The organism is Caballeronia sp. 11_S32, from assembly GCF_056930355.1.
In genome coordinates, this window is the sequence record NZ_JBXOWH010000001.1 from 894,827 (window position 1) to 916,669 (window position 21,843).

General features: G+C 63.1%; 15 protein-coding genes. 5 read left to right on the forward strand and 10 right to left on the reverse strand.

What is annotated here, in order from left to right:
• Window positions 1-2: 2 nt before the first annotated feature.
• The 3 genes from AC1Z32_RS04155 (at window position 3) to AC1Z32_RS04165 (ending at window position 4,606) form a co-directional block, all read left to right on the forward strand.
• A complete protein-coding gene (locus tag AC1Z32_RS04155) occupies window positions 3-1,070 on the forward strand; it encodes an amino acid--[acyl-carrier-protein] ligase (protein WP_483477430.1) in 1,068 nt (355 codons plus the stop codon).
• A complete protein-coding gene (locus tag AC1Z32_RS04160) occupies window positions 1,067-2,071 on the forward strand; it encodes a DUF1839 family protein (protein ID WP_483477431.1) in 1,005 nt (334 codons plus the stop codon). The genes AC1Z32_RS04155 and AC1Z32_RS04160 overlap by 4 nt, the downstream gene beginning before the upstream one ends.
• Window positions 2,072-2,140: 69 nt before the next feature.
• Window positions 2,141-4,606 (forward strand): glycosyl hydrolase 2 galactose-binding domain-containing protein, encoded by a 2,466-nt coding sequence (locus AC1Z32_RS04165; RefSeq protein ID WP_483477432.1) that lies wholly within the window; start codon window positions 2,141-2,143, stop codon window positions 4,604-4,606.
• 9 nt (window positions 4,607-4,615) lie between these two features.
• Here AC1Z32_RS04165 and araH read toward each other — a convergent pair whose 3' ends face one another.
• The 7 genes from araH to AC1Z32_RS04200 form a co-directional block, all read right to left on the reverse strand.
• Window positions 4,616-5,626, reverse strand: a complete 1,011-nt coding sequence (gene araH / locus AC1Z32_RS04170) for an L-arabinose ABC transporter permease AraH (RefSeq protein WP_483477433.1) — start codon at window positions 5,624-5,626, stop codon at window positions 4,616-4,618.
• 28 nt (window positions 5,627-5,654) lie between these two features.
• The gene (gene araG / locus AC1Z32_RS04175) at window positions 5,655-7,184 is read right to left on the reverse strand and encodes an L-arabinose ABC transporter ATP-binding protein AraG (protein WP_483477434.1); all 1,530 of its coding nucleotides are present in this window, start codon (window positions 7,182-7,184) and stop codon (window positions 5,655-5,657) included.
• Window positions 7,185-7,190: 6 nt separating this feature from the next.
• The gene (locus AC1Z32_RS04180) at window positions 7,191-8,195 is read right to left on the reverse strand and encodes an arabinose ABC transporter substrate-binding protein (RefSeq protein ID WP_062601845.1); all 1,005 of its coding nucleotides are present in this window, start codon (window positions 8,193-8,195) and stop codon (window positions 7,191-7,193) included.
• A gap of 50 nt (window positions 8,196-8,245) precedes the next feature.
• A complete protein-coding gene (locus tag AC1Z32_RS04185) occupies window positions 8,246-9,184 on the reverse strand; it encodes a Gfo/Idh/MocA family protein (RefSeq protein ID WP_483477435.1) in 939 nt (312 codons plus the stop codon).
• 47 nt (window positions 9,185-9,231) lie between these two features.
• Window positions 9,232-9,813, reverse strand: a complete 582-nt coding sequence (locus AC1Z32_RS04190) for a hypothetical protein (RefSeq protein ID WP_483477436.1) — start codon at window positions 9,811-9,813, stop codon at window positions 9,232-9,234.
• 242 nt (window positions 9,814-10,055) lie between these two features.
• A complete protein-coding gene (locus tag AC1Z32_RS04195; protein WP_483477437.1) occupies window positions 10,056-10,982 on the reverse strand; it encodes a dihydrodipicolinate synthase family protein in 927 nt (308 codons plus the stop codon).
• A 37-nt stretch (window positions 10,983-11,019) separates the two neighbouring features.
• Complete coding sequence (locus tag AC1Z32_RS04200; protein WP_483477438.1) at window positions 11,020-12,753, reverse strand: IlvD/Edd family dehydratase; 1,734 nt, start codon at window positions 12,751-12,753, stop codon at window positions 11,020-11,022.
• 114 nt (window positions 12,754-12,867) lie between these two features.
• Between AC1Z32_RS04200 and AC1Z32_RS04205 the strand changes: the two genes are divergently transcribed.
• Complete coding sequence (locus AC1Z32_RS04205) at window positions 12,868-13,845, forward strand: LysR substrate-binding domain-containing protein (protein WP_483477439.1); 978 nt, start codon at window positions 12,868-12,870, stop codon at window positions 13,843-13,845.
• Here the strand turns inward: AC1Z32_RS04205 and AC1Z32_RS04210 are convergent.
• Window positions 13,809-17,345: an indolepyruvate ferredoxin oxidoreductase family protein gene (locus AC1Z32_RS04210; RefSeq protein ID WP_483477440.1), complete on the reverse strand. Its 3,537-nt coding sequence runs from the start codon at window positions 17,343-17,345 to the stop codon at window positions 13,809-13,811. The genes AC1Z32_RS04205 and AC1Z32_RS04210 overlap by 37 nt on opposite strands.
• A 104-nt stretch (window positions 17,346-17,449) precedes the next feature.
• Here AC1Z32_RS04210 and AC1Z32_RS04215 point away from each other — a divergent pair, with 104 nt between their 5' ends.
• Window positions 17,450-18,355, forward strand: coding sequence for a LysR family transcriptional regulator (locus AC1Z32_RS04215; RefSeq protein ID WP_483477441.1), 906 nt, complete (start codon window positions 17,450-17,452; stop codon window positions 18,353-18,355).
• 1 nt (window position 18,356) lies between these two features.
• Here the strand turns inward: AC1Z32_RS04215 and AC1Z32_RS04220 are convergent, their stop codons facing one another.
• Window positions 18,357-19,799: an MFS transporter gene (locus AC1Z32_RS04220; RefSeq protein WP_483477442.1), complete on the reverse strand. Its 1,443-nt coding sequence runs from the start codon at window positions 19,797-19,799 to the stop codon at window positions 18,357-18,359.
• A gap of 52 nt (window positions 19,800-19,851) precedes the next feature.
• Window positions 19,852-21,813, reverse strand: coding sequence for an aconitase family protein (locus AC1Z32_RS04225; RefSeq protein ID WP_483477443.1), 1,962 nt, complete (start codon window positions 21,811-21,813; stop codon window positions 19,852-19,854).
• Window positions 21,814-21,843: the final 30 nt, after the last annotated feature.

Genomic DNA, 21,843 nt, shown 5'->3' on the forward strand with positions numbered 1-21,843 from the left:
CTATGAACATGCCGACAGAACAGGCCGCCATCATGCAGGCCGACGAACAAGCACAATCACAAGAGACTCGGGCACCGTACGACAAATCGGACGTGACGTTGCGCGATCGCCTCATCGAGGCGGGCATTCTGCTCGACACGGGCGAAGACGGTCTCTATGGCCGCAGCGAAGTATTCGAGGATGTCGTCGAGCGTCTGAATCAGGCGATCACGATGCTCGGCGCCGACCAGCACGCGGAAGTGCTGCGCTTTCCGCCCGCGATGCGCCGCCGCGATTTCGAGGACAGCGAGTACCTGAAGAGCTTCCCGAATCTCGCGGGCACGATCCATTCGTTCCAGGGCAACGATCGCGGGCATCATCGCCTGCTCGAAGCGCTCGACAAGATCGTGCATATCGGCGAGGAAGAAGAGCGTTCCGACGACTGGATGGATCAGCAAAAGCCCACGCGCCTCGTGCTGACGCCGGCCGCATGCTATCCGATCTATCCGCTGGTCGCGAAGCGCGGCAAGCTCGCGGAAGAAGGCGCGATCTTCGACGCGTTCTCGTACTGCTTCCGTCACGAGCCGTCCATCGATCCGGGCCGCATGCAGATGTTCCGCATGCGCGAGTACATTCGCGTCGGCAGCCCCGAGCAGGTGATGGCGTTCCGTCAGAAGTGGATCGAGCGCGGCTCGCTGCTCGTGAATCTGCTCCAGTTGCCCTTCGAGATCGATCTGGCCAACGATCCGTTCTTCGGGCGCGGCGGCATGATCGTCGCGGACAGCCAGCGCGCGCAGCAGTTGAAGTTCGAACTGCTCGTGCCCGTCGCGACGCCCGATCGCCCGACCGCGTGCCTCTCGTTCAACTATCACCAGGATCACTTCGGCGAGCTCTGGCATATCAATCAGGCGGACGATCAGGTGGCGCATACGGCGTGTGTCGGCTTCGGCATGGAGCGCACGACGCTTGCCCTCTTCCGTCATCATGGTCTCGATGTCAAGGCGTGGCCCGAGCAAGTTCGCCAGTTGCTCTGGGGCGACAAGGCGCCGCTCATCGAAGCAGGCCTCGCGAACCTGGGAAACAACGCATGAACGCGCGATCGCCGGCGGAAGCCATGACGGAAACGCCCGCGCCTCTCGACAACGCATCGCGCCAGCACGCGCTGCATCGCGAAGAGCGCGTGTGGCTGGAGACGAACTGCTACGTCGATCTGTGGATCGAGCTGCTGCATCACTACGGCTGCGATCCGCGTGCGGCGCTCAGCTTCACCGTGACGCAGGCGTTCGAGGGCGATCAGTTCACGTTCCCGAAGTTCTCGCTCGACGATATCGCGCGGCTCTACGGCCTGCAGGCGCAAGAGCTCGCGATCTACGACACGGTGGAAGCGCACGTGCGCGAGCAGACGCGGCGCGGGCAGATGGTGGTGGTCGAAGTGGATTCGTACTATCTGCCCGATACGCGCGCAACCGCGTACAGGCAGACGCATACGAAGACGACCATCGCCATCGACAGGATCGACACCGACGCGAAGCGCATCACGTACTTCCATAACGCGGGCTACTTCGCGTTGTCGGGCGAGGACTACGACGGCATCTTCCGTCTCATGCCGAACCTCGCGGGCGATGTGCTGGCGCTCTTCCCGTACGTGGAGTTCGTGAAGCGCGCGCGTGCTCCGCTCGAAGGCGATGCGCTCGTGCAACGCTCGGTCGAGCTGCTCGCGCTGCGGCTCGTGGATCGTCCGGCGACCAACCCGGTCGCGCAATGGCGCGCGGCGTTTCCCGAGCACTTGAGCGCGTTGCTCGAACGCGACCCCGCGTACTATCACCTCTACACGTTCAACGTGATGCGTCAGCTCGGCTCGAACTTCGAGTTGCTGTCGAAGTATCTCGGCTGGCTGAACTGTCATGGTGTGGAGGTGCCGAGCGAGATTCAAACGAGCGCGCAGGCTATCGCGAGCGAAGCGATGGTCATGCAGTTCCGTCTCGCTCGCGCCCGCATGCGTTCGCGCACCGATCCGTGCGACGATTGCCTCGAATCGATGCAGGCTTCGTACGACAAGGTCATCGAGCCGCTCGCCGCGCGCTTTCTCTGAACGCCGAAGCCGCGCATTCGATGCGCGGCTTTGGCGTCTCTCTTCCGAATTCATCGACAAGGAAGTCTCATGCACGTCCTGACCGCGCACGCGCCGCGGCGTCTCGCCGAAGGCTGGCAGTGCGTGAGCACACCCGCGGGCGCATGCGCGACGCCCTCATCGCTCGATACCTTCACGCAGTGGATCGACGCGCCCGTGCCGGGCACGATCGCATCGGCCTTGCGCGCGTCGGGTGTCGGCGATGAAGCGCTCGCGCAGCCGTTCGCGCAAGCGGATCACTGGTATCGCGTGAGGCTATCCGGGAAGGGGAAGCGGCGCTTGCGCTTCAATGGGCTCGCGACCATCGCAGAGATATGGCTCGACGATCGCAAGCTGCTCGATACGGACTCCATGTTCATCGCGCATGATCTCGACGTCGATCTCGATGGCGAACATACGCTTCATCTGTGCTTTCGTTCCATTGCGCCCGCGCTCGCCGCGAAACGCGGACGTGCGCGCTGGCGTCCGAAGCTCGCACAACCGGCGACGTTGCGCAACGTGCGCACGACCCTGCTCGGGCATATGTCCGGCTGGTGCCCGACGATACAGCCAGCGGGACCGTGGCGCGCGGTGGAGCTGATCGGCGAGTCGCGTGCGTGCATCGACAATATCGACATGCGCACGAGCGTCGATGGCAGCGACGGCATGCTCGATGTCACCGTGCGCTTCTATCATGCGCAAGAGCCAACGGCGCTCACGCTCGAATGCGGTGGCGCACAGAGCGCGATGCAATGGCAGGACACACATACATTGCAGGGCCGCGTGCGCGTGCCGGACGTGCGCCTGTGGTATCCGCACACGCATGGCGAGCCATCGCTTCATGCGGCGAAGCTCGGCGATATCGACCTCGGCGAAGTAGGCTTTCGCACGGTCGCAGTCGATCGCGGCGCTGACGGCAAGGGCTTTCAGATCGTCGTGAACGGCGTGCCGGTGTTCGCGCGCGGCGCATGCTGGACTTCGGCGGATATCGTCGCACTCGATGCGCCTCGCGAGAAGCTCGACGCCATCTTCGCGCTGATCCGCGAAGCGGGCCTCAACATCGTTCGCGTGAGCGGCATCACGCTCTATGAATCCGACACATTCTACGAACTCGCCGATAAGCACGGCGTGCTCGTGTGGCAAGACTTCGCATTCGCCAACTTCGACTATCCCGACGACGAAGCCTTCCGCGGCAGCGTGCAACGCGAAGCCGGACAATTCCTCGCACGCACGCGCCGCTTCGCATCGCTTGCGGTGATGTGCGGCGGAAGCGAAGTGCATCAACAGGCGGCGATGCTCGGCCTGCCCTTCGACGCTTATCAGCAAAGCCTCTTCACCGAGCTATTGCCGGGCGCAGTCGCGGCGCAACGTCCCGATGTCGCGTACGTGGTGAACTCGCCGAGCGCCGCGCCCGGCGATACCGAATCGATGCCCTTCGGCACGCGCGGCGGCATCACGCATTACTACGGCGTGCCCGCGTATCAGCGTTCGTTCGACGATGTGCGCCGCGCGCAGGTGCGTTTCGCATCGGAATGCCTCGCGTTCGCCAACGTGCCCGACAATGTCGCATTGCGCGCGTTGCCGAATGCGCGTGCGCATGAACCGCGCTGGAAAGCGGGCGTGCCGCGCGATCCCGGCTCCGCGTGGGACTTCGACGATGTGCGCGAGCACTACATGCAATCGCTCTATCGCGTGGATGTGCCGCGCCTGCGCTATGAAAACCCCGAGCGCTATCTGGAGCTATCGCGCGCCGTCGTCGTAGATGTGATCGGCGCGGTGTTCTCCGAATGGCGCCGCGAAGGATCGACATGCGCGGGCGGCATCGTATGGAATCTGCTCGATGTGCGGCTGGGCGCGGGCTGGGGTGTCATCGATGTACTCGGTGCGCCGAAGAGCGCGCTGCATGGACTCGCGCGCGTGCTGCAACCGGTGCAGGCATTGATACTCGATGAAGGACTCGATGGCCTCGACGTGCATCTCGTCAACGACACCGCGCAAGAGATTCGCGCGCGCGTCGAGCTGGCGTGTCTGCGTGAAGGCTCGGTCAAGGTCGCGGGCGGTTCACGCGATGTCGTGTTGCGGCCGCGCAGCGTGCAACGTGTGTCGTCGAATGCGCTGATCGGCGCGTTCTTCGATATCGCCTATGCGTACCGCTTCGGTCCGCGCGCGCATGATGCGACGCATGTCGTGCTGCGCGATGCCGATACCGGCGACGTGCTCTCGGAAGCGTTCCACTTCCCCGATCCGTCGCCAGGCGAGCGCCGCGATATCGGCTTGAACGTGTCTGTCGAACGGGATGATCAAGGCTGGAGTCTCATCGTGGAGACGGCGCAGCTCGCGCGCTGGGTGCATGTGGACGATCCCAACTACTACGCGCGCACCGACTGGTTTCATCTCGCGCCGGGCAGAGCGCGACGCATTCCGCTCGTCGCGCGGCACGCTGACGTGCGAGCCGCGCCCGAGGGCGATGTATGCGCGGTCAACGCATCGCGCAGCGCGGCATACCGCGCTTCGTGAAAGCGCCCGTCACACCGCGCGCTTGCTGCGCCGGAACTGATCGAACAGCACCGCGAGCAGCAGGATGCCGCCGCGAATCAGATATTGATAGAACGTCGGCACGTTGAGCAGGCTCATCGCGTCCTGCACGGCGCCCATGATGAGCACGCCAACGAGCACGCCGGAAATCGTCGCGACGCCACCCGTCAACGATACGCCGCCGAGCACGCACGCCGAAATCACGCCGAGCTCGAGACCGACCGACGTCTTCGGATCGCCGAGACTCATGCGCGATGCGAGCATCACGCCCGCGAACCCCGTGACGAGCCCCTGCAGCACGAACACGGTGATCTTGATGCGCGTGACGGGCAGGCCCGCGAGCGTGGCCGCTTCGCTATTGCCGCCCACGGCCAGCACGTTCTTGCCGAACACGGTCTTCTTCAGCAGAAAGCCGAACACGACGAAGCCGATGATGTTGCTCCAGATCGGAAACGAGATGCCGAGGAACGAGCCGCCGCCGAGGTCGAAGAAGCTTTCCTCGGAGATCATCACGGCATCGCCGTTCGATGTGAGGAACGCAAGGCCGCGCACCGCTTCCATCATCGCGAGCGTCGCGATCAGCGAGTTGATCTTGAAGCGCGCGATCAGCACGCCATTGACCAACCCCACCGCGCCGCCCGCGAGCACGCCCGCCGCGATGCCGAGCGTCACGCTGTGTGTCGCCGTGATGACCGTCGATGCCATCACGCCCGCGAACGCGACGATCGACGCCACGGACAGATCCACCTCGCCCAGCGCGAGCACGAACATCATTGTCACGGCGATGGAGCCGATCAAGGTCACCGAGAGCAGCAAGCCTTGAATGTTTCGCGGCGTGAGAAAGCCCGGCACCGTCACGGACAGCACCGCGAACAGCACGAGGAACACCACCACGATGCCCGACTTGTTGATGAGATCCCACATGCGCGCCTGCGAAGGCGTGATCGGGGCGGCGCTATCGCTCGCGGAAGAAGTGCCTGGAGTTTGCATGAGTTGACTCATATCGTGTTCATCCTTCTGTGCGCGGCCGTCAACGCGGCAGCGCGAGCTTGATCAGTTCGTCGGGGGTCGCGTCGGTCTTGGGCAATGCACCGGCAATGCGCCCTTCCTTCATCACGATGATGCGATCCGCCACGCCGATGACTTCAGCCAGATCGCTCGACACCATGATCACCGTGCGCCCTGCTTCGGCGAGCTCGTACAGCAGGTTGTAGATTTCGGCACGCGCGCCCACATCGATGCCGCGCGTGGGCTCGTCCATCAGAAAGACGTCGATGCGCTCGGCGAGCCAGCGCGACAGAATCACCTTCTGCTGATTGCCGCCCGATAACGTGCCGATAGCCGTCTCGCCGCTCCTCGTCTTGATCGCGAGCTTCGCAATGTATTCCTGCGCGAGCGCGCGTTCACGCCGTGCATCGAGCAGAAAGCGGGCGGGACTGAAATGACGCCGCGCGCTGATGTTGAGGTTATCCGCCACCGATGCGATCGCGACGATGCCTTCCTGCTTGCGATCTTCCGGGCACAGCGCGATGCCGGCGCGCACCGCGTCGCGCGGACTCGCAAAGGCCACGCGCTTGCCCTTGAGTTCGACATGTCCCGCGCTCGGCTTCGTCGCGCCGTAGATGAGCTTCATCAGCTCGGAGCGGCCCGCGCCGACAAGCCCGAAGAAGCCGAGAATCTCGCCGCGCCGCGCCTTGAACGAAACCGGCTCCGACAGTCCCGGCCCGAGCAGTCCCTTCGCTTCGATCATCACATCACCCGCTTCACGCGGACGATAGCCGTAGACATCCGTGATCGAGCGGCCCACCATGCAGCCGATCAGGCGATCGCGATCGAGATCCGCGACGGACTCGAACGTCTCGATGCGCTTGCCATCGCGAAACACCGTCACGCGATCGCATAGCTCATACACTTCGTCCATGCGATGCGTGACGTAGATGATCGCGCGGCCATCGGCACGCAGCGCATCGATGATGCGAAAGAGCTGCGCTGTCTCACGTGCCGATAGCGAAGACGTCGGTTCATCGAACGCGATCACGCGCGCATCGCGCATCAGCGCCTTGCCGATCTCGATCATCTGACGCTGGCCGATGGAGAGGTTCTTTACCGGCGTGCGCGGATCGATGCGTTCTCCGAGCCGCTCCAGCTCCTTCATCGCGCGTTGCACGAGCGCGCGTTCATCGAGCACGCCGCCGCGATTCGGCAACTGCCCGAGCATCAGGTTCTCCGCGACCGTCAGCTCGGGCACGAGATGCAACTCCTGATAGATGATCGCGATGCCCGCTGCGATCGCCTCGCGCGTCGACGTGAAGCGCTGCTCGATGCCGTTCAGCATGAGCGTGCCCGAGAGGGGCTTGTTCACGCCGGATAGCACTTTGAGCAGCGTCGATTTGCCGGCGCCGTTCTCGCCCATCAAGCCGTGCACTTCGCCCGCGCGCACCGACAGCGATACGCCGTCGAGCGCGCGCACGCCGGGAAAGCTCACCGTGATGCCGTCGAGTTCGAGATAGCCGGCGGATGTCGCCGGCGCGCGCGTTTCATCAAGCGTCGTCGTATCCATGACGCCTTAGATGCCGAGTTCGGTTCGCACCGACTTCCAGTTTTCGCGCGTCATCAGCTTGCCGGTGGTTTGCGTGTCGGCGGCCGGCTGCTTGCCGTTGCGAATCCATTCGACGAGGTTCTGCGCGCTGTCCTTGCCGTGATTCGTCGAACTGACAGCGATCGTGCCGAAAAAGCCCGTCTGCTCCTTCTTCTGGAACTCCGCGAACGCTTCTCCCGCACCGTTGATGCCGACGCCGATCACATCCGCCGAGGGAATATGCAGTTGTTCGGTGGCGCGCACGCCGCCCAGCACGCTTTCTTCGTTCAGCGCGAAGATCACCCACTTCTTGATGTTCGGATGCTGTGCAAGCACCGGCGATGCCGCGTTGAAACCGCCTTCGTCGTCCGTGGTCTTCTGCGGCGCATCGAAGATGTTCTCCTTCTTGAAGCCGCCCGCGATGAGCGATTGCGTCGCGCCATCGGTGCGCAGTTTCGCGGTCGGCAATTCATAGTCGGTGATGCGCAATGCGCCCACTTCTTCCGGCTTCCAGCCGCGGCGTTTCATTTCGCCCGCGATCGCATCGCCGACCTGATTGCCGATCTTGAATGCCGACATGCCGAGATGCGGCACATTCGAAAGCGGCTTGCCCGACGAATCGACGAGCTGATCGTCCACGGACACGAACTTCATGTTGTAACGCTTCGCGCGCGCCTGAATCGCCGGTCCGAGACGCACGTCGGGCGCGCAGATCACGAAGCCCTGCGCACCTTGCGCGCCGAGGTTATCGATTGCGGCCAGCACTTTCTCGCCGTCCGGCGTGCCGATGTTCACCGACGTGAAGTTCTCCTTCTTGCCGAGCGCGGAAGCGGCCTTCTGCTCGTTGATGAACCATGCCTGCTCGGGCATCTTCACGAGAAAGCCTATCTTGAGCGGCTCGTCGGCTTGCGCGGCGCCGTGCATCGCGAACGGCGCGGCGAACATCGCGGCCATCATGGCGCGCAGGGTCAGGCGGCGGAAAGTGCTGGTCATGTCGTATGTCTCCTTCTATGCTGGATTTTGTGGTGGCGATAGTTGCATTGCTAACGGCCGAACGCCTCGGTTTCGACGAGACGCCCCGTGAGGAACGCATCGGCGACGAGACGCAGCGGCCGGACATCGACGTCGCTCTGCTTCGTTTCGATGAGTTCGTGAAAGTGCTCATACAGCGCGGGATATTCGCGTTCGGGGCCGAGCGCGATGTCCTTTCCCACGATGGCCAAACGCTTGCCGCCTTCGCGAATCGAGAGGCGGCCCGCATCCGTATCGACATCGATAGCCCATTCCTCGACGGGGCCATGACGCCAGTCGAACACGGCACGCACCGGCGCGCCGTTCGTCGCGATGCAATCGAGTTCCGCTGCGATGGGCGTGGACGTATCGCTCGGCGTGGTGAGCGTCGCCGCGCGCAACGCGATTTCGTGCGGCAGGATGCGCGTGACGATCGACAACGCGTTGATGCCCGGATCGAACACACCAAGACCGCCCGGCTCCCAGATCCATTGCTGTCCCGGATGCCAGCGGCGCACGTCCTCTTTCCAGCGCACTTCGACCGAGCGGATCGCGCCTGCATCCTTCGATGCGAGCCATGCGCGCGCAGGCTCGACGGCGCTGGCCGCGCGCGAATGCCATGAAGCGAAGAGCGTGCAGCCGCGCGAGCGCGCGATATCGTGCAAGGCATCCACTTCGCTCACGCTCGCGCCGGGAGGCTTTTCGAGCATGACGTGCTTGCCTGCTTCGAGCGCGGCGAGCGCCTGCGCATAACGCACTTGCGGCGGCGCGCACAGCGAGATCGCATCGAGCGAAGGCTCGGCGGCGAGCAGCGCATCGATATCCTGATAGTTGCGCACGCCTTCGACGCTCGCGTTGCGGCTTGCGCATGCGACGAGTTCGAATCCTGGCTGCGCGGCGATGGCGGGCAGATGCTGATCTCGCGCGATCTTGCCGATGCCGACGACGCCGAGCTTATAGACGGGTTTCATGCGATGCCTCCTTTTGGCCCAAGGACCTTCTTGTTCGAGCGAGAGCGTCAGGTTCCTGCGCCGTCACGCCGAAACAGCTTGGCCCAGTCTCCTTTAGGTTCATGCTTCGTTGTTTCCACAAACAAGCCGTCCAGGCGAATTTGTGTCAAGCGATTTTCTGACCCTACGCCTAGTGCCAGGCGCGGAGCAACCGCACACCAGGTTGATGTATTGCCCCACGAGAGATAAAACGTGCCGCGTCGAGGCTCGTAGAACACATCCGGATCCATCATCGTCGCGGCGTGTCCGTTTTCATCGAATATCGCTTCGATGTGCGGCGTTCCTGGAACGGCATCGATAAATGGAAATGCACATTCGACCCATTTCTCGGGATTGGTATAGAGATCGAACTCCTTGAGTCGCCTCTCCGAGTCAAGCAGCATCGATAACGTTCCTGCGGTAATAACGTACGTGCGAGGAACGATGTCGAAACGCCGCTCGAGTTCTTCACTGAGGTTCCGTCCCGTTTCAGTGGAAGGCGCAGACGCAACGTATTCGACCGCGCAACGAACGGTAAAGCTCTCGCTGTCCCATTGCACCGTCTGTCGGGAATCGACATGTGCCGAGGTATAAACGGTCGGAAGCGTCATTCGATGCTCTTATAAGCGAAGTGAAGCACTGTGTAATCACGTTCTCGAACAACCACATCAAGCATATACCGGGTGCCGTTAAGTATCATTGGACAGGTATATTGCAAAATTCCCGAGTTGAAGTGACGAACAGAATACTTCGCTTTCCGAACTAGAATTGTCATAGAGAGTCAATCCGACGGATCATTAGGAAAGGATCTCCGCGCGCTCGCTTTTCCATGCTTCGCCATGAGCTCCCCCCATCACCCCCAACGCAACACCATCGCATCGAGACGCCGTGCAATCGCAATCAACTCCTCCCGCGTCTCCCGCCCCATCGCAGGCAGCGGATGACGCGGCAACTCGCATGCGATAACACCGCCCTCTTTCATCAGTGCCTTTGCCGCGAGCAGTCCCGCCTGCCGGTTCTCGTGATTGATGAGCGGAAGCCAGCGCTGATACAGATCGAATGCATCATCCATGCGCCCGTTGCGATGCGCCTCGATGATCGGCCGAATGCCATCAGGAAAGCCGCCGCCCGTCATCGAGCCGGTCGCGCCCGCGTTGAGATCGGCGAGCAGCGTAATTGCTTCTTCACCGTCCCATGGCCCTTCTATTGCATCGCCTCCGAGCCTGATCAACTCGCGCAGCTTGTTCGCCGCGCCCGGCGTTTCGATCTTGAAGTACGACACCTGTTCGATCTCGCGAGCCATGCGCGCGAGAAACGCCGCCGACAGCGGCGTGCCCGCGGCCGGCGCGTCCTGAATCATGATGGGGATCGTCAACGCATCCGAAAGGCGCGCATAGAACTCGTGAATCGATGCCTCCGGCACGCGGAACGTCGCGCCGTGATACGGCGGCATCGCCATGATCATCGCGGCGCCGAGTTCCTGCGCACGCCGGCTGCGCTCGATGCATACGCGCGTGCCGTAATGCGATGTCGTGACGATCACCGGCACGCGGCCTGCCACATGTTCGAGGATCGTGCGCGTGAGCGTGTCGCGTTCGTCGTCGGCGAGCGAGAACTGCTCGGAGAAGTTGGCGAGGATCGCGAGGCCATCGGAACCTGCATCGATCATGAAATCGACCGCGCGCTTCTGGCTGTCGAGATCGAGTTCGCCCGATTCGGTGAAGGTCGTCGGCACGACCGGGAAGATACCGCGATAGCGTGGATTGGCGAGACTGGTCATGCTGTCGTCCGGAGTGAATTGAATCGAAGGCTCATGCTCAGTGCGAATGTCTCGGCACCGCCGCGCCGCGCTTGCCGACGAGAAAGTCCAGATCGCAACCTTCATCGGCCTGCAATACGTGATCGACATAAAGCCGCTGATAACCGCCTTCGCCATGCTTGCGCGGCGGCTCTCGATCGCTCATGCGGCGCGCGAGCTCTTCGTCGCCGATGTCGAGATGCAAGGTGCCCGCGTCGCAATCGAGCTCGATCCAGTCGCCGTCGCGCACCGCGGCAAGCGGCCCGCCCGCCGCCGCTTCCGGCGCGACGTGGAGCACCACCGTGCCGTATGCGGTGCCGCTCATGCGCGCGTCCGAGATACGCACCATGTCCTTCACGCCCTGACGCAGCAGCTTTGGCGGCAAGCCCATGTTGCCGACTTCGGCCATGCCCGGATAACCTTTCGGCCCGCAGTTCTTCAGCACGAGCACGGAGTCCTTGTCGACATCGAGTGATTCATCGACGATGCGCTCCTTGTAATGCTCGAGGTTCTCGAACACGACCGCGCGGCCGCGATGCTTCAACAGCTCGGGACTCGCCGCCGATGGCTTGAGCACCGCGCCGCGCGGCGCGAGATTGCCGCGCAGGATGCGAATGCCGCCATCGTCGATGAGCGGATTGCTTAGCTTGCGAATTACTTCGTCGTCGGTGATGGGCGCGGTCTTCACGTTCTCCCACAGCGACTTCCCGTTCACCGTCAGTGCATCGGGATGCGGAATCAGATTCGCTTCACCGAGACGCCGCAACACCGCAGGGAGCCCGCCCGCGTAATAGAACTCTTCCATCAGGAAGCGGCCCGAGGGCATCAGATCGACGATGGTCGGCGTATCGCGGCCGATGCGCGTCCAGTCCTCCAGCTCCAGCGGCACGCCGATGCGCCCCGCGATCGCTTTCAGATGGATGACCGCATTGGTCGAACCGCCGATGGCGGCATTCGTTCGGATCGCGTTTTCGAAGGCCTCGCGCGTGAGAATCTTCGAGAGCGTCAGACCTTCGAGCGCCATCTCCACGATGCGAATGCCCGACATATGGGCAAGCACGTAACGGCGCGCATCGACGGCGGGAATCGCGGCGTTATGCGGCAACGACGTGCCGAGCGCTTCGGCCATGCAGGCCATCGTCGATGCGGTGCCCATCGTGTTGCACGTGCCCGCCGAGCGCGACATGCCGGCTTCGGCCGAAAGAAACTGATGCAGATCGATCTCGCCGGCCTTGAGCGATTCATGCAGTTGCCAAACCGCCGTGCCCGAGCCGATGTTCTTGCCGTCGAGCTTGCCGTTCAGCATTGGGCCGCCCGTGACGACGATCGCGGGCACATCGCAGCTCGCCGCGCCCATCAGGAGCGCGGGCGTGGTCTTGTCGCATCCGGTGAGCAGCACGACGGCATCGATGGGATTGCCGCGTATCGCTTCTTCGACATCCATCGCCGCGAGATTGCGCGTGAGCATCGCGGTCGGACGCAGGTTCGATTCGCCGTTCGAGAACACCGGAAACTCGACGGGAAAGCCGCCCGCCTCATACACGCCGCGTTTCACGTGCTCCGCTATCTTGCGAAAGTGCGCGTTGCAGGGTGTGAGCTCCGACCACGTATTGCAGATGCCGATGATCGGCCTGCCGTCGAACTCGTGATCCGGAATGCCTTGGTTCTTCATCCAGCTTCGATACATGAAGCCGTTCTTGTCGTTAGTGCCGAACCACTGCGAAGAGCGCAGCCTGGGCTTCGATGCGGACATCGTTCTCATCCCCGTCAAATTCGATTTGGCGAAGTCTAAAAGCCCGCGCGATAATCGACCAATGAAAAGTTGGACGTTATCGATATACAAACCAGCATTCGTATAAACCCTTAAATGCTGAATCCAAGCCCTTGGTATGTGCGCAATCGCCTGAAGACACGGCAGCTTCTGCTCGTCGTGGCGCTTGCGGAAGAAGGCAATGTTCATCGCGCGGCGGCGGTGCTGAACATGACGCAGCCCGCCGCATCGAAGCTATTGCGCGAACTGGAAGAGACGCTCGGCGTCACGCTGTTCGAGCGCGAGCCGCGCGGCGTGAGGCCCACGCTGTATGGCGACGCGATCATCCGTCATGCGCGCGCGGTGCTCGGCAGTCTCGATCAGGCGCAGGAAGAACTCGTCGCGCTCGCGTCGGGGCGGCTCGGGCATGTGGCGATGGGCGCGATCACGTCCCCCGGCGTGCGGCTATTGCCCGCTGCGGTCGCGGCGGTGAAACGCGCGCATGCGGATATCCGTATTTCCGTCGAGATCGATACGAGCAATGTGCTGCTCGAAAAGCTCGCACAAGAGAAGCTCGATATCGTGATCGGCCGTCTTTCAGCCGAGCATGACAAGGTGCGGTTGCGTTACGAACAGCTTGCGGGCGAGCCGGTGCGCGCGGTCGTGCGCGCGGGGCATCCGTTGCTGAAGGAGAAAGCGCTCACATTGAGCGATGTGCGCGATGCCGCGTGGCTCGTGCCGCCTGCGGGCAGCGTGCTGCGGCATCGCTTCGAGCTGATGTTTCAGCGCGCGAGCCTCGCGCCGCCGTCCAACGTCGTCGAGACGGCGGCGATTCTCTTCGTCACGCAATTGCTGGAACAGAGCGACATGATCGCGGTGGTCGCGGAAGATGTCGCGCTGTATTACGCGCGGCATGGCATCGTCGCGATGCTGCCGCTGCCGATGGATTGCCAGATGGACGACTTCGGCATCGTCACGCGGGCGGACCGGCTCTTCACGCCCGCGACCGAAGTCATGGTCGATGCGTTACGCGCCGCCGCCCGCGATGTGTACGGCGCTCAGGCCGTCGCCGCCACTTCCACCGGCGCGCGATAACGCTCGATCAGACGCTCGCGCTTCTTCGCCGCCGCCGCCATGTTGCGCTCCTTCACGTGGCCGAAGCCGCGAATTTCGTCGGGCAGCTTGGCGAGTTGCAACGCGGTGTCGAGGCGGTCCGCGTCGAGCGTGGCGCAGAATTCATCGACGAGCGCGCGGTAATCCGCGATCATCTGGCGTTCGGTGCGGCGCTCTTCCGTCTTGCCGAACACATCGAGCGACGTGCCGCGCAAGCCCTTCATCTTCGCGAGCATGCGGAACGCGGGCAGCATCCATGCGCCGAAGCGCTGCTTCACGAGATGACCGTGCTCGTCGCGCTTGGCGAAGAGCGGCGGCGCGAGATGGAACATCAGCTTGTAATCACGGCCCGGCTCGCCTTCGAATTGCCCACGCAGCTTGTCGAGATACGCGGGATCGGCATAAAGGCGCGCGACTTCGTACTCGTCCTTATACGCCATGAGCTTCGCGAGATTCACGGCGACCGCGCGCGTCAGCGGCAGTTTCGCATTCAACGGCTTTTCCTTCTCGCGCATGCGCTCGATCACGCTGCGGTACGAACGCGCATACGCTTCGCTTTGATACGCGGTCAACAGCGCTTCGCGCGTTGCGATCACGTTTTCCAGCGACTCGGGCATCTTCATCACGATCGCATGCTGCGCGGGCTTGATCAGATCGCCGACGCCATGCTGCGCAACGTACCGTCCCCAGTCGAACGCGAGCAGGTTCTTCTCCACCGCCACGCCGTTCAGTTCGATCGCGCGCCTCAGGCTCGCCAGTTCGAGCGGCAGCCAGCCCTTCTGCCATGCGAAGCCGAGCAGGAGCGGATTCGAATAGATCGTATCGCCGAGCAGCTTCAATGCGAGCGCATTGGCGTCGATGAATGCGCAGCCCGCGCCGATGCTATCCGTCAGCGCCTGCTCCGTCTGCTTCGCGGGGAAGGTCCATTGCGCATTGGTGACGAACTCGGCGGTCGGCGTCGCGCCGCTATTGATCGCCGCCTGCGTGATGCCATTGCGCGTGCGAGACAGCACATCGTTCGATGCCGACACGATCGCATCGCAGCCGATCACGAGCCGCGCTTCGCCTGTTGCGATGCGGGTCGCATGCAAGGCTTGCGGCTCGGGTGCGATCTGCACGTGGCTCAACACCGCGCCGCCCTTTTGCGCGAGACCGGCCATGTCGAGCACGGTCACGCCTTTGCGTTCGATGTGCGCGGCCATGCCGATCAAGCCGCCAATCGTCACGACGCCCGTACCGCCGACACCCGTGACCAGAATGCCGTAAGGTTTCGACAGCACGGGCAAAGAAGGCAAAGGCAGGTTATCGAAATCGGGCTTCGCGCCGCCTGCCGCTTTCGGCTTGCGAACCTGCGCGCCTTCGGCAGTGACGAAGCTCGGGCAAAAACCCTTCACGCACGAGAAGTCCTTGTTGCAAGACGACTGATTGATCTTGCGCTTCGTGCCGAGCGGCGTGTCCATCGGCTCGACTGACAAACAATTCGATTGCACCGAGCAATCGCCGCAGCCTTCGCACACAGCATCGTTGATGAACGCGCGGCGCGCCGGATCGGGATACGTGCCGCGCTTGCGGCGGCGGCGCTTTTCGGTCGCGCAGGTCTGATCGTAGATGAGGATGGTCGTGCCTTGCGTATCGCGCAGCTCGCGTTGAATGCGGTCGAGCTCATCGCGATGATGCACCTTCACGCCCTGAGGCAATACGATATTCGCGTCGTATTTCTGCGGCTCATCGGTCACGATGACGATGCGCTTCGCCCCTTCCGCAAACACCTGATGCGCGATCTGCGGCACCGTCAGCACGCCGTCGACGGGCTGGCCGCCGGTCATCGCGACCGCATCGTTATAAAGAATCTTGTACGTGATGTTCGCGTTGGCCGCGATGGCCGCGCGCACCGCGAGCAGGCCCGAATGGAAGTACGTGCCGTCGCCGAGATTGACAAACATGTGCTTGTCGCCCGAGAAGTGCATCTGGCCGATCCAGGCGACGCCTTCGCCGCCCATCTGGCTGAAGGTCTCGGTCTTGCGATCCATCCACATCGACATGTAATGGCAGCCGATGCCCGCGAGCGCGCGCGATCCTTCCGGCACGCGCGTCGAGGTGTTGTGCGGACAACCCGAGCAAAACCACGGCTTGCGTTCCACATCCACACGCGGCTTCGCGGCCTCGCGCTCCTTCGCTTCGATCGTTTCGACGCGCGCAAGCATGCGTGCGCGGACGTCTTCAGGAAGATCCGCACGCGCGAGACGCCGCGCGATGGCTTTCGCGATCAGCGCGGGCGATAGCTCGTAATGCGCGGGCAGAAGCCAGTTTCCGCGCGGCACGGACCATTCGCCGCCTTCGTTGTCGCGTTCGTCGAACTTGCCGTAGATGCGCGGGCGCACGTCCTCGCGCCAGTTGTAGAGTTCTTCCTTCAGCGCGTATTCGAGAATCTGCCGCTTTTCTTCGACGACGAGAATCTCTTCGAGACCCGTTGCGAAGGCGCGGGCGTCTTGCGCGTCGAGCGGCCACACGCAGCCCACTTTCAGCACGCGCAAGCCGATCTGCGCGCAGGTTTCATCGTCGAGACCGAGATCGACGAGTGCCTGACGCACATCCAGATACGCCTTGCCCGCCGTGATGATGCCGAAGCGCGGCTTGTCCGAATCGATCACCACGCGGTTCAGCTTGTTCGCGCGCACGTAGGCCAACGCGGCGTACCACTTCTCGTCGAGCAGACGCGCTTCCTGCGCGAGCGGCGAATCCGGCCAGCGAATGTTGAGGCCGCTTTCGGGCATCGCGTAATCGGTGGGCGTGACGATCTCCACGCGGTCCGGATCGAGATCGATCGACGCGGTGGATTCGACCACGTCGGTCACGCATTTCATCGCGACCCACAGGCCGGAGTAGCGGCTCATCGCCCAGCCATGCAGGCCGTAGTCGAGATATTCCTGCACGTTCGACGGATACAGCACCGGAATGCCCGCCGCGATGAACGCATGATCCGACTGATGCGCCACCGACGACGATTTTGCCGCGTGATCGTCGCCCGCGAGCACCAGCACGCCGCCGTGCTTGTCGGTGCCCGCTGAATTCGCGTGCTTGAACACATCGCCGGTGCGGTCCACGCCCGGCCCCTTGCCGTACCACATGCCGAACACGCCATCGCGCGTCGCGCCCGGCCATAGATTCACTTGCTGCGTGCCCCAGATCGACGTCGCAGCGAGATCTTCGTTCACGCCCGGCTGGAACACGATGTCGTTGTCTTTCAGATGCTGCTTCGCCTTCCACAGCGACTGATCGAGCGCGCCGAGCGGCGAGCCGCGATAGCCCGATATGAAGCCCGCAGTGTTCAGCCCCGCCTTGCGGTCGCGCGCCTTTTGCAGCATCGGCAGACGCACGAGCGCCTGCGTGCCGCTGATATAGACGCGGCCTTTCTCCAGTGTGTACTTGTCGTCGAGCGAAACGTCTGCGGCGGATAGCGCGGCGCGATCGGGTGCATTCATGAGGGGCATGTCTCCAGGATTCGGAAATTGTTTTTTGCCGAGTATAGGAAGCCGATTTGCTATCGTAAAATCATGAATAAACAACTCTGGTATTCGAAAATCAGATGGCCTTCGATCTCACGCTCCGGCAATTGCGCTATTTCGTGGCCGCCGCGCAAACCGGCCAGTTCTCGATGGCGGCGGCGAACGAGCACGTTTCGCAATCGGCGATCACGAATGCGGTTCTGGCACTCGAAAGCGCGCTCGGCACGAAGTTGTTCGAGCGCCTGCCGCAAGGCGTCGCGCTCACGCCCGATGGTCAGGATTTTCATAACCACGCGCGCCGCGTGCTCGACGCCGCCCGTGACGCGATGCACATGCCGCCGTTTCGCGCACACGATATGCGCGGCGTCGCTCGCATCGCGGCGTCTTACACGGTGCTCGGGTATTTTTTGCCGGAACTGCTCGCGCGCTTTCGTGCGACGTATCCGTTCATCGATTTCGATCTGCGCGATATGGAACGGCCGCAGATCGAGGAAGCTGTCGCGAATGGGGATGTGGATATCGGCGTCGTGCTGCTATCGAATCTGCAGCGCCCGCAGCGTTTCGACAGTCAGGTCTTGATGCGCTCGCGGCGGCAATTGTGGGTTGCGCCTTCGCATCCGCTCGCGCAGCAGCATGCGGTGTCGCTGAAGGATATCGCCGCGCATCCCTACATTCTGATTACCGTCGACGAAGGCGAGCAATCCACGATGCGCTATTGGCACAAGAAGCGCCTCGAACCGAACATCGCATTTCGCACGAGTTCGATGGAGGCGCTGCGTGGACTGGTGGCGCACGGCTTCGGCGTCACCGTGCTATCGGATATGGTGTTTCGGCCGTGGTCGCTCGAAGGCAAGCGAATCGAGGCGCGGCCCGTCAACGATGCCATTCCTCATATGGAAGCGGGCATGATCTGGCGCAAGGGCGCCGTGCTGGACGCCCCCGCCACTGCCGTGCAGCAATTCCTGATTCACGCCTGCGGCGCTTAGGTCAATGAGAAATGCTTTCGAGCGATCTGCCGAGCGTGCGCGGACCCATCAAACCGATGGACAGCATCACGAGCAGCATCGCGCCCGCGATGAAGCCGAACACGCCGGTCACGCCCGCCTCCTTCAGCACGAACGCGATCACGAATGAACTGAACACCGCGGACAAGCGGCTCCATGAATACACGAAGCCCACTGCGCGCGCGCGTATCGACGTCGGATAAAGCTCCTGCTGATACGTGTGATACGTGAACGAAATGATGTTGCCCGCGAGCGTGAGCGTGATGCCGAGCACGACGATCATCGCGGCCGCCGACGCCTGACTGAACAGCAGGCCCGCGACGATATTCACGCCCGCCATGAACACGATCACATGCTTGCGTTCGAAACGATCGGCGATCCAGTAGCCGAGCAAGGGCCCGATGGGCGCTGCCAGCCCGATGACGGTCGTATAGAGCAGGCTCGACGTCACCGTCACGCCCTGCTTGACTAGCAAGGTCGGCACCCAGTTCGCGAAGCCGTAGAAGCCCACCGTCTGGAAGATATGGAAGATGATCAGCATTACCGTGCGCTTGCGATACGGCGGCTTCCACATATCGGCGAAACCGGCTTTCCTCGCGATGGGATCGGACGGCCCCGGCGCGGGCAGCGGCTTGCCGTATTGAAGCGCAACCTTGTCTTCGAGCTTGCGCAGGACCGCATCGGCTTCATCGACGCGGCCCTTGCTCGCGAGCCAGCGCGGGCTTTCCGGCAGATTGCGGCGGAAATACCAGACGAATAGCGCGCTCACGCCGCCCGCCAGCGCGACCCAGCGCCAGCCGTCGAAACCGAACGGCGCGCGCGGCACGAGCAGATAGGAAAGGAACGCGACCACGGGCACGGCGGAGAAGCCGATGGCCTGACACACCGCGAACGCCCTGCCGCGCAGATGCTTTGGCGCGAGTTCCGACATGTACGTGCCGATGGTCACGAGCTCCACGCCAATGCCCAGCCCCGAGACGAAGCGCCAGAAGTTGAGCCAGTGCGCGGTGTCCTGAAACGCCATCACCGTATTCGCGGCGACATACCAGAGCAGCGAATACGTGAAGATCGCGCGGCGTCCATAGCGGTCCGCAAGAAAGCCGCACGCGATCGTGCCGATGAACAGCCCGCAGAACAACGCGGCGATGAAGCTCGCGACGCCGGTCGTGCCGAACAGGCCCGCTGTCGTCGAGGTGAGAATGCCGCTCTTCACGAGCCCCGGCGCGATATAGCCTGTGAAGAGCAGATCGTAGAGCTCGAAGAAGAATCCGAGGCTCAAGAGAAACACGAGCTTCCACACCGCGCGCGTCGCGGGAAGCCGGTCGAGCCGTGCCGAGATTCCTGCCGTATCCGCGATGGCGGGCGCATCCGTTAGCGCGCGGCCGGCTGCGTCGTGCAGACGCGAAGTGCCCTGCATGATGGCCATTGCTGTCTCCTGTATGTATTTTGATGCCGCATCGATGGCGGCTCGATCGTGCTTAATTCATGAAGCGCTGCTGCAGTTCCTCGAACGATGCGATGCTGCCCAAAAGCGCGCTCGCCGCGACCGTGGGCGGGCTCGCGAGCCACACTTTCCCCGGCCCCGAGCGGCCCGGAAAATTTCGATTGATCGCGCTGATGGTGATCTGCTCCGCGTCCGTCGATGACCCCGGCCCGCAGTTCGCGCACGCACCGCACGAAGGCTGAAGCAGGATCGCGCCGACGCGCTCGAAGGCATCGACATAGCCTTGCGCGATGCAATAGTCGCGCACGTCCTGCGTGCCGAATTGCAGATACAGCTTCACGTGATCCGGCACGCGCAGGCCGCGCGCGGCGGCCCACGAAAGCACGTCATGATAGTGATCGAAGTCCTCGCGCTTGCCCGCCGTGCATGAGCCGCCGTACGCGATATCGATGCGCGGCCGGTCATCGAGCGACTGAAGCGCGATGCCGTTGCCCGGATCGCCGGGCGCCGCGAGCATCGGCGTGAGACGCGCGCAATCGATCTCGATCACATCGGCGTAGCGCGCGCCTTCGTCGCTGCGCATCCACGGCTCGACCGTGAAGTCGATGCCGCGACGTTCCTTCAGGAAGCGCACGGTTTCATCGTCTGGCGCGACGATGCCCGTGAAGCCGCCGAGTTCCGCTGTCATGTTGGTGAGCGTCGTGCGCTCGTCGGTCGAAAGGCGTGCGATGGCCGTGCCCGCGAACTCGAACACCTTGCCCACGCCCGCGCCGGCGCGAATGCGCGCATCGGCCAGAAGATGCAGCACGATGTCCTTTGCCGTCACGCCCGCGGGAATGGGCCCATGCAACTCGATACGCAAGGACTGCGGCACCGTCATGCGCACCGCACCGGTGACGAACGCATTCGCCATGTCCGTCGTGCCGACGCCGAACGCGACGCATCCCAGCGCGCCGCTATGCGGCGTATGCGAATCCGTTCCGGCGACGACCTGCCCCGGCAACGCGTAACGCTCGGCCATCATTGCGTGCGAGATGCCTTCCGAGCCTTCGTCGATCGTGCTTTCGGTCTCGTTCAGATAGCCGTGATTGCGCACGTCGTAGTCGCGCGCGAATGCGCGATGCGCCTCCGACAACTCGCGCACGTTCGGCAGCAGGCCGTTCCTGATATGCAGTTCGCTGCGATGCGAATACGAAAGATGATCCTCGAACGCGAGCATGCGGCGCGGCTCGTGCAGCGTCAAAGGACGGCCGAAGGTCGCGTGCAGCATATGCGCCGCCATGCCGGTGTAATACTCGTGGACGAAGCGCCAGTCCGCGCGCACGAAGATGCCGTTGCCCGGCTCCAGCGATGCGTTCGTCACATCGGTCGTCAATGCATGGCGCGCGAGAATCTTTTCGACGAGCGTGCGCGGCGTGTCATCGTTCGATGCTTGGCCGACATTCACTCGCTGCATATGCAACTTGCCGTAGCGAAGCAGGCCGCCGCTCTTCAGGATCGCGGCGGCCAGCGGATCGCGGCCCGCGACGAGCTCATCGATATCGATCGCCTCGCCGCGCCGGATGCGCGCGATCAAACCGAAATCCGTCGATGTGAACAGCCCGAGATTGTCCGCGTTCTGCCGATAGATGCGCTCGAAGCTGCGCGCGATCACGAGACGAATGCCCGCGTGATATTCGGCGAGCGGACTATGTTCGCGCGACGAACCCTTGCCGTAGCGATTGCCCGCGACGGTCACCTGAAAGCCGCCCGCGCGCACCGCGTCATGGCCGATGGGGTTGCGCCCGCCCGCATGAAAGCCCACATACGGACACTGGCCGAGCCGCTCGTCGAAGCGCGTGAGCACGCTGATCGGCGTGATCTCGTCAGTGGAAACGTCATCGCGCAGCGCGCCCGCTTCGTCGAGCCTCAGGTCTTCGCCCGCGAGCTGACGCTCGACTTTCGCCGGGTCGGCGCACAGAAACAGGATTCGCCCGCTCACATCCAGATTGGCCATCGCATTCTCCTTCGATGTCAATCTAGACGC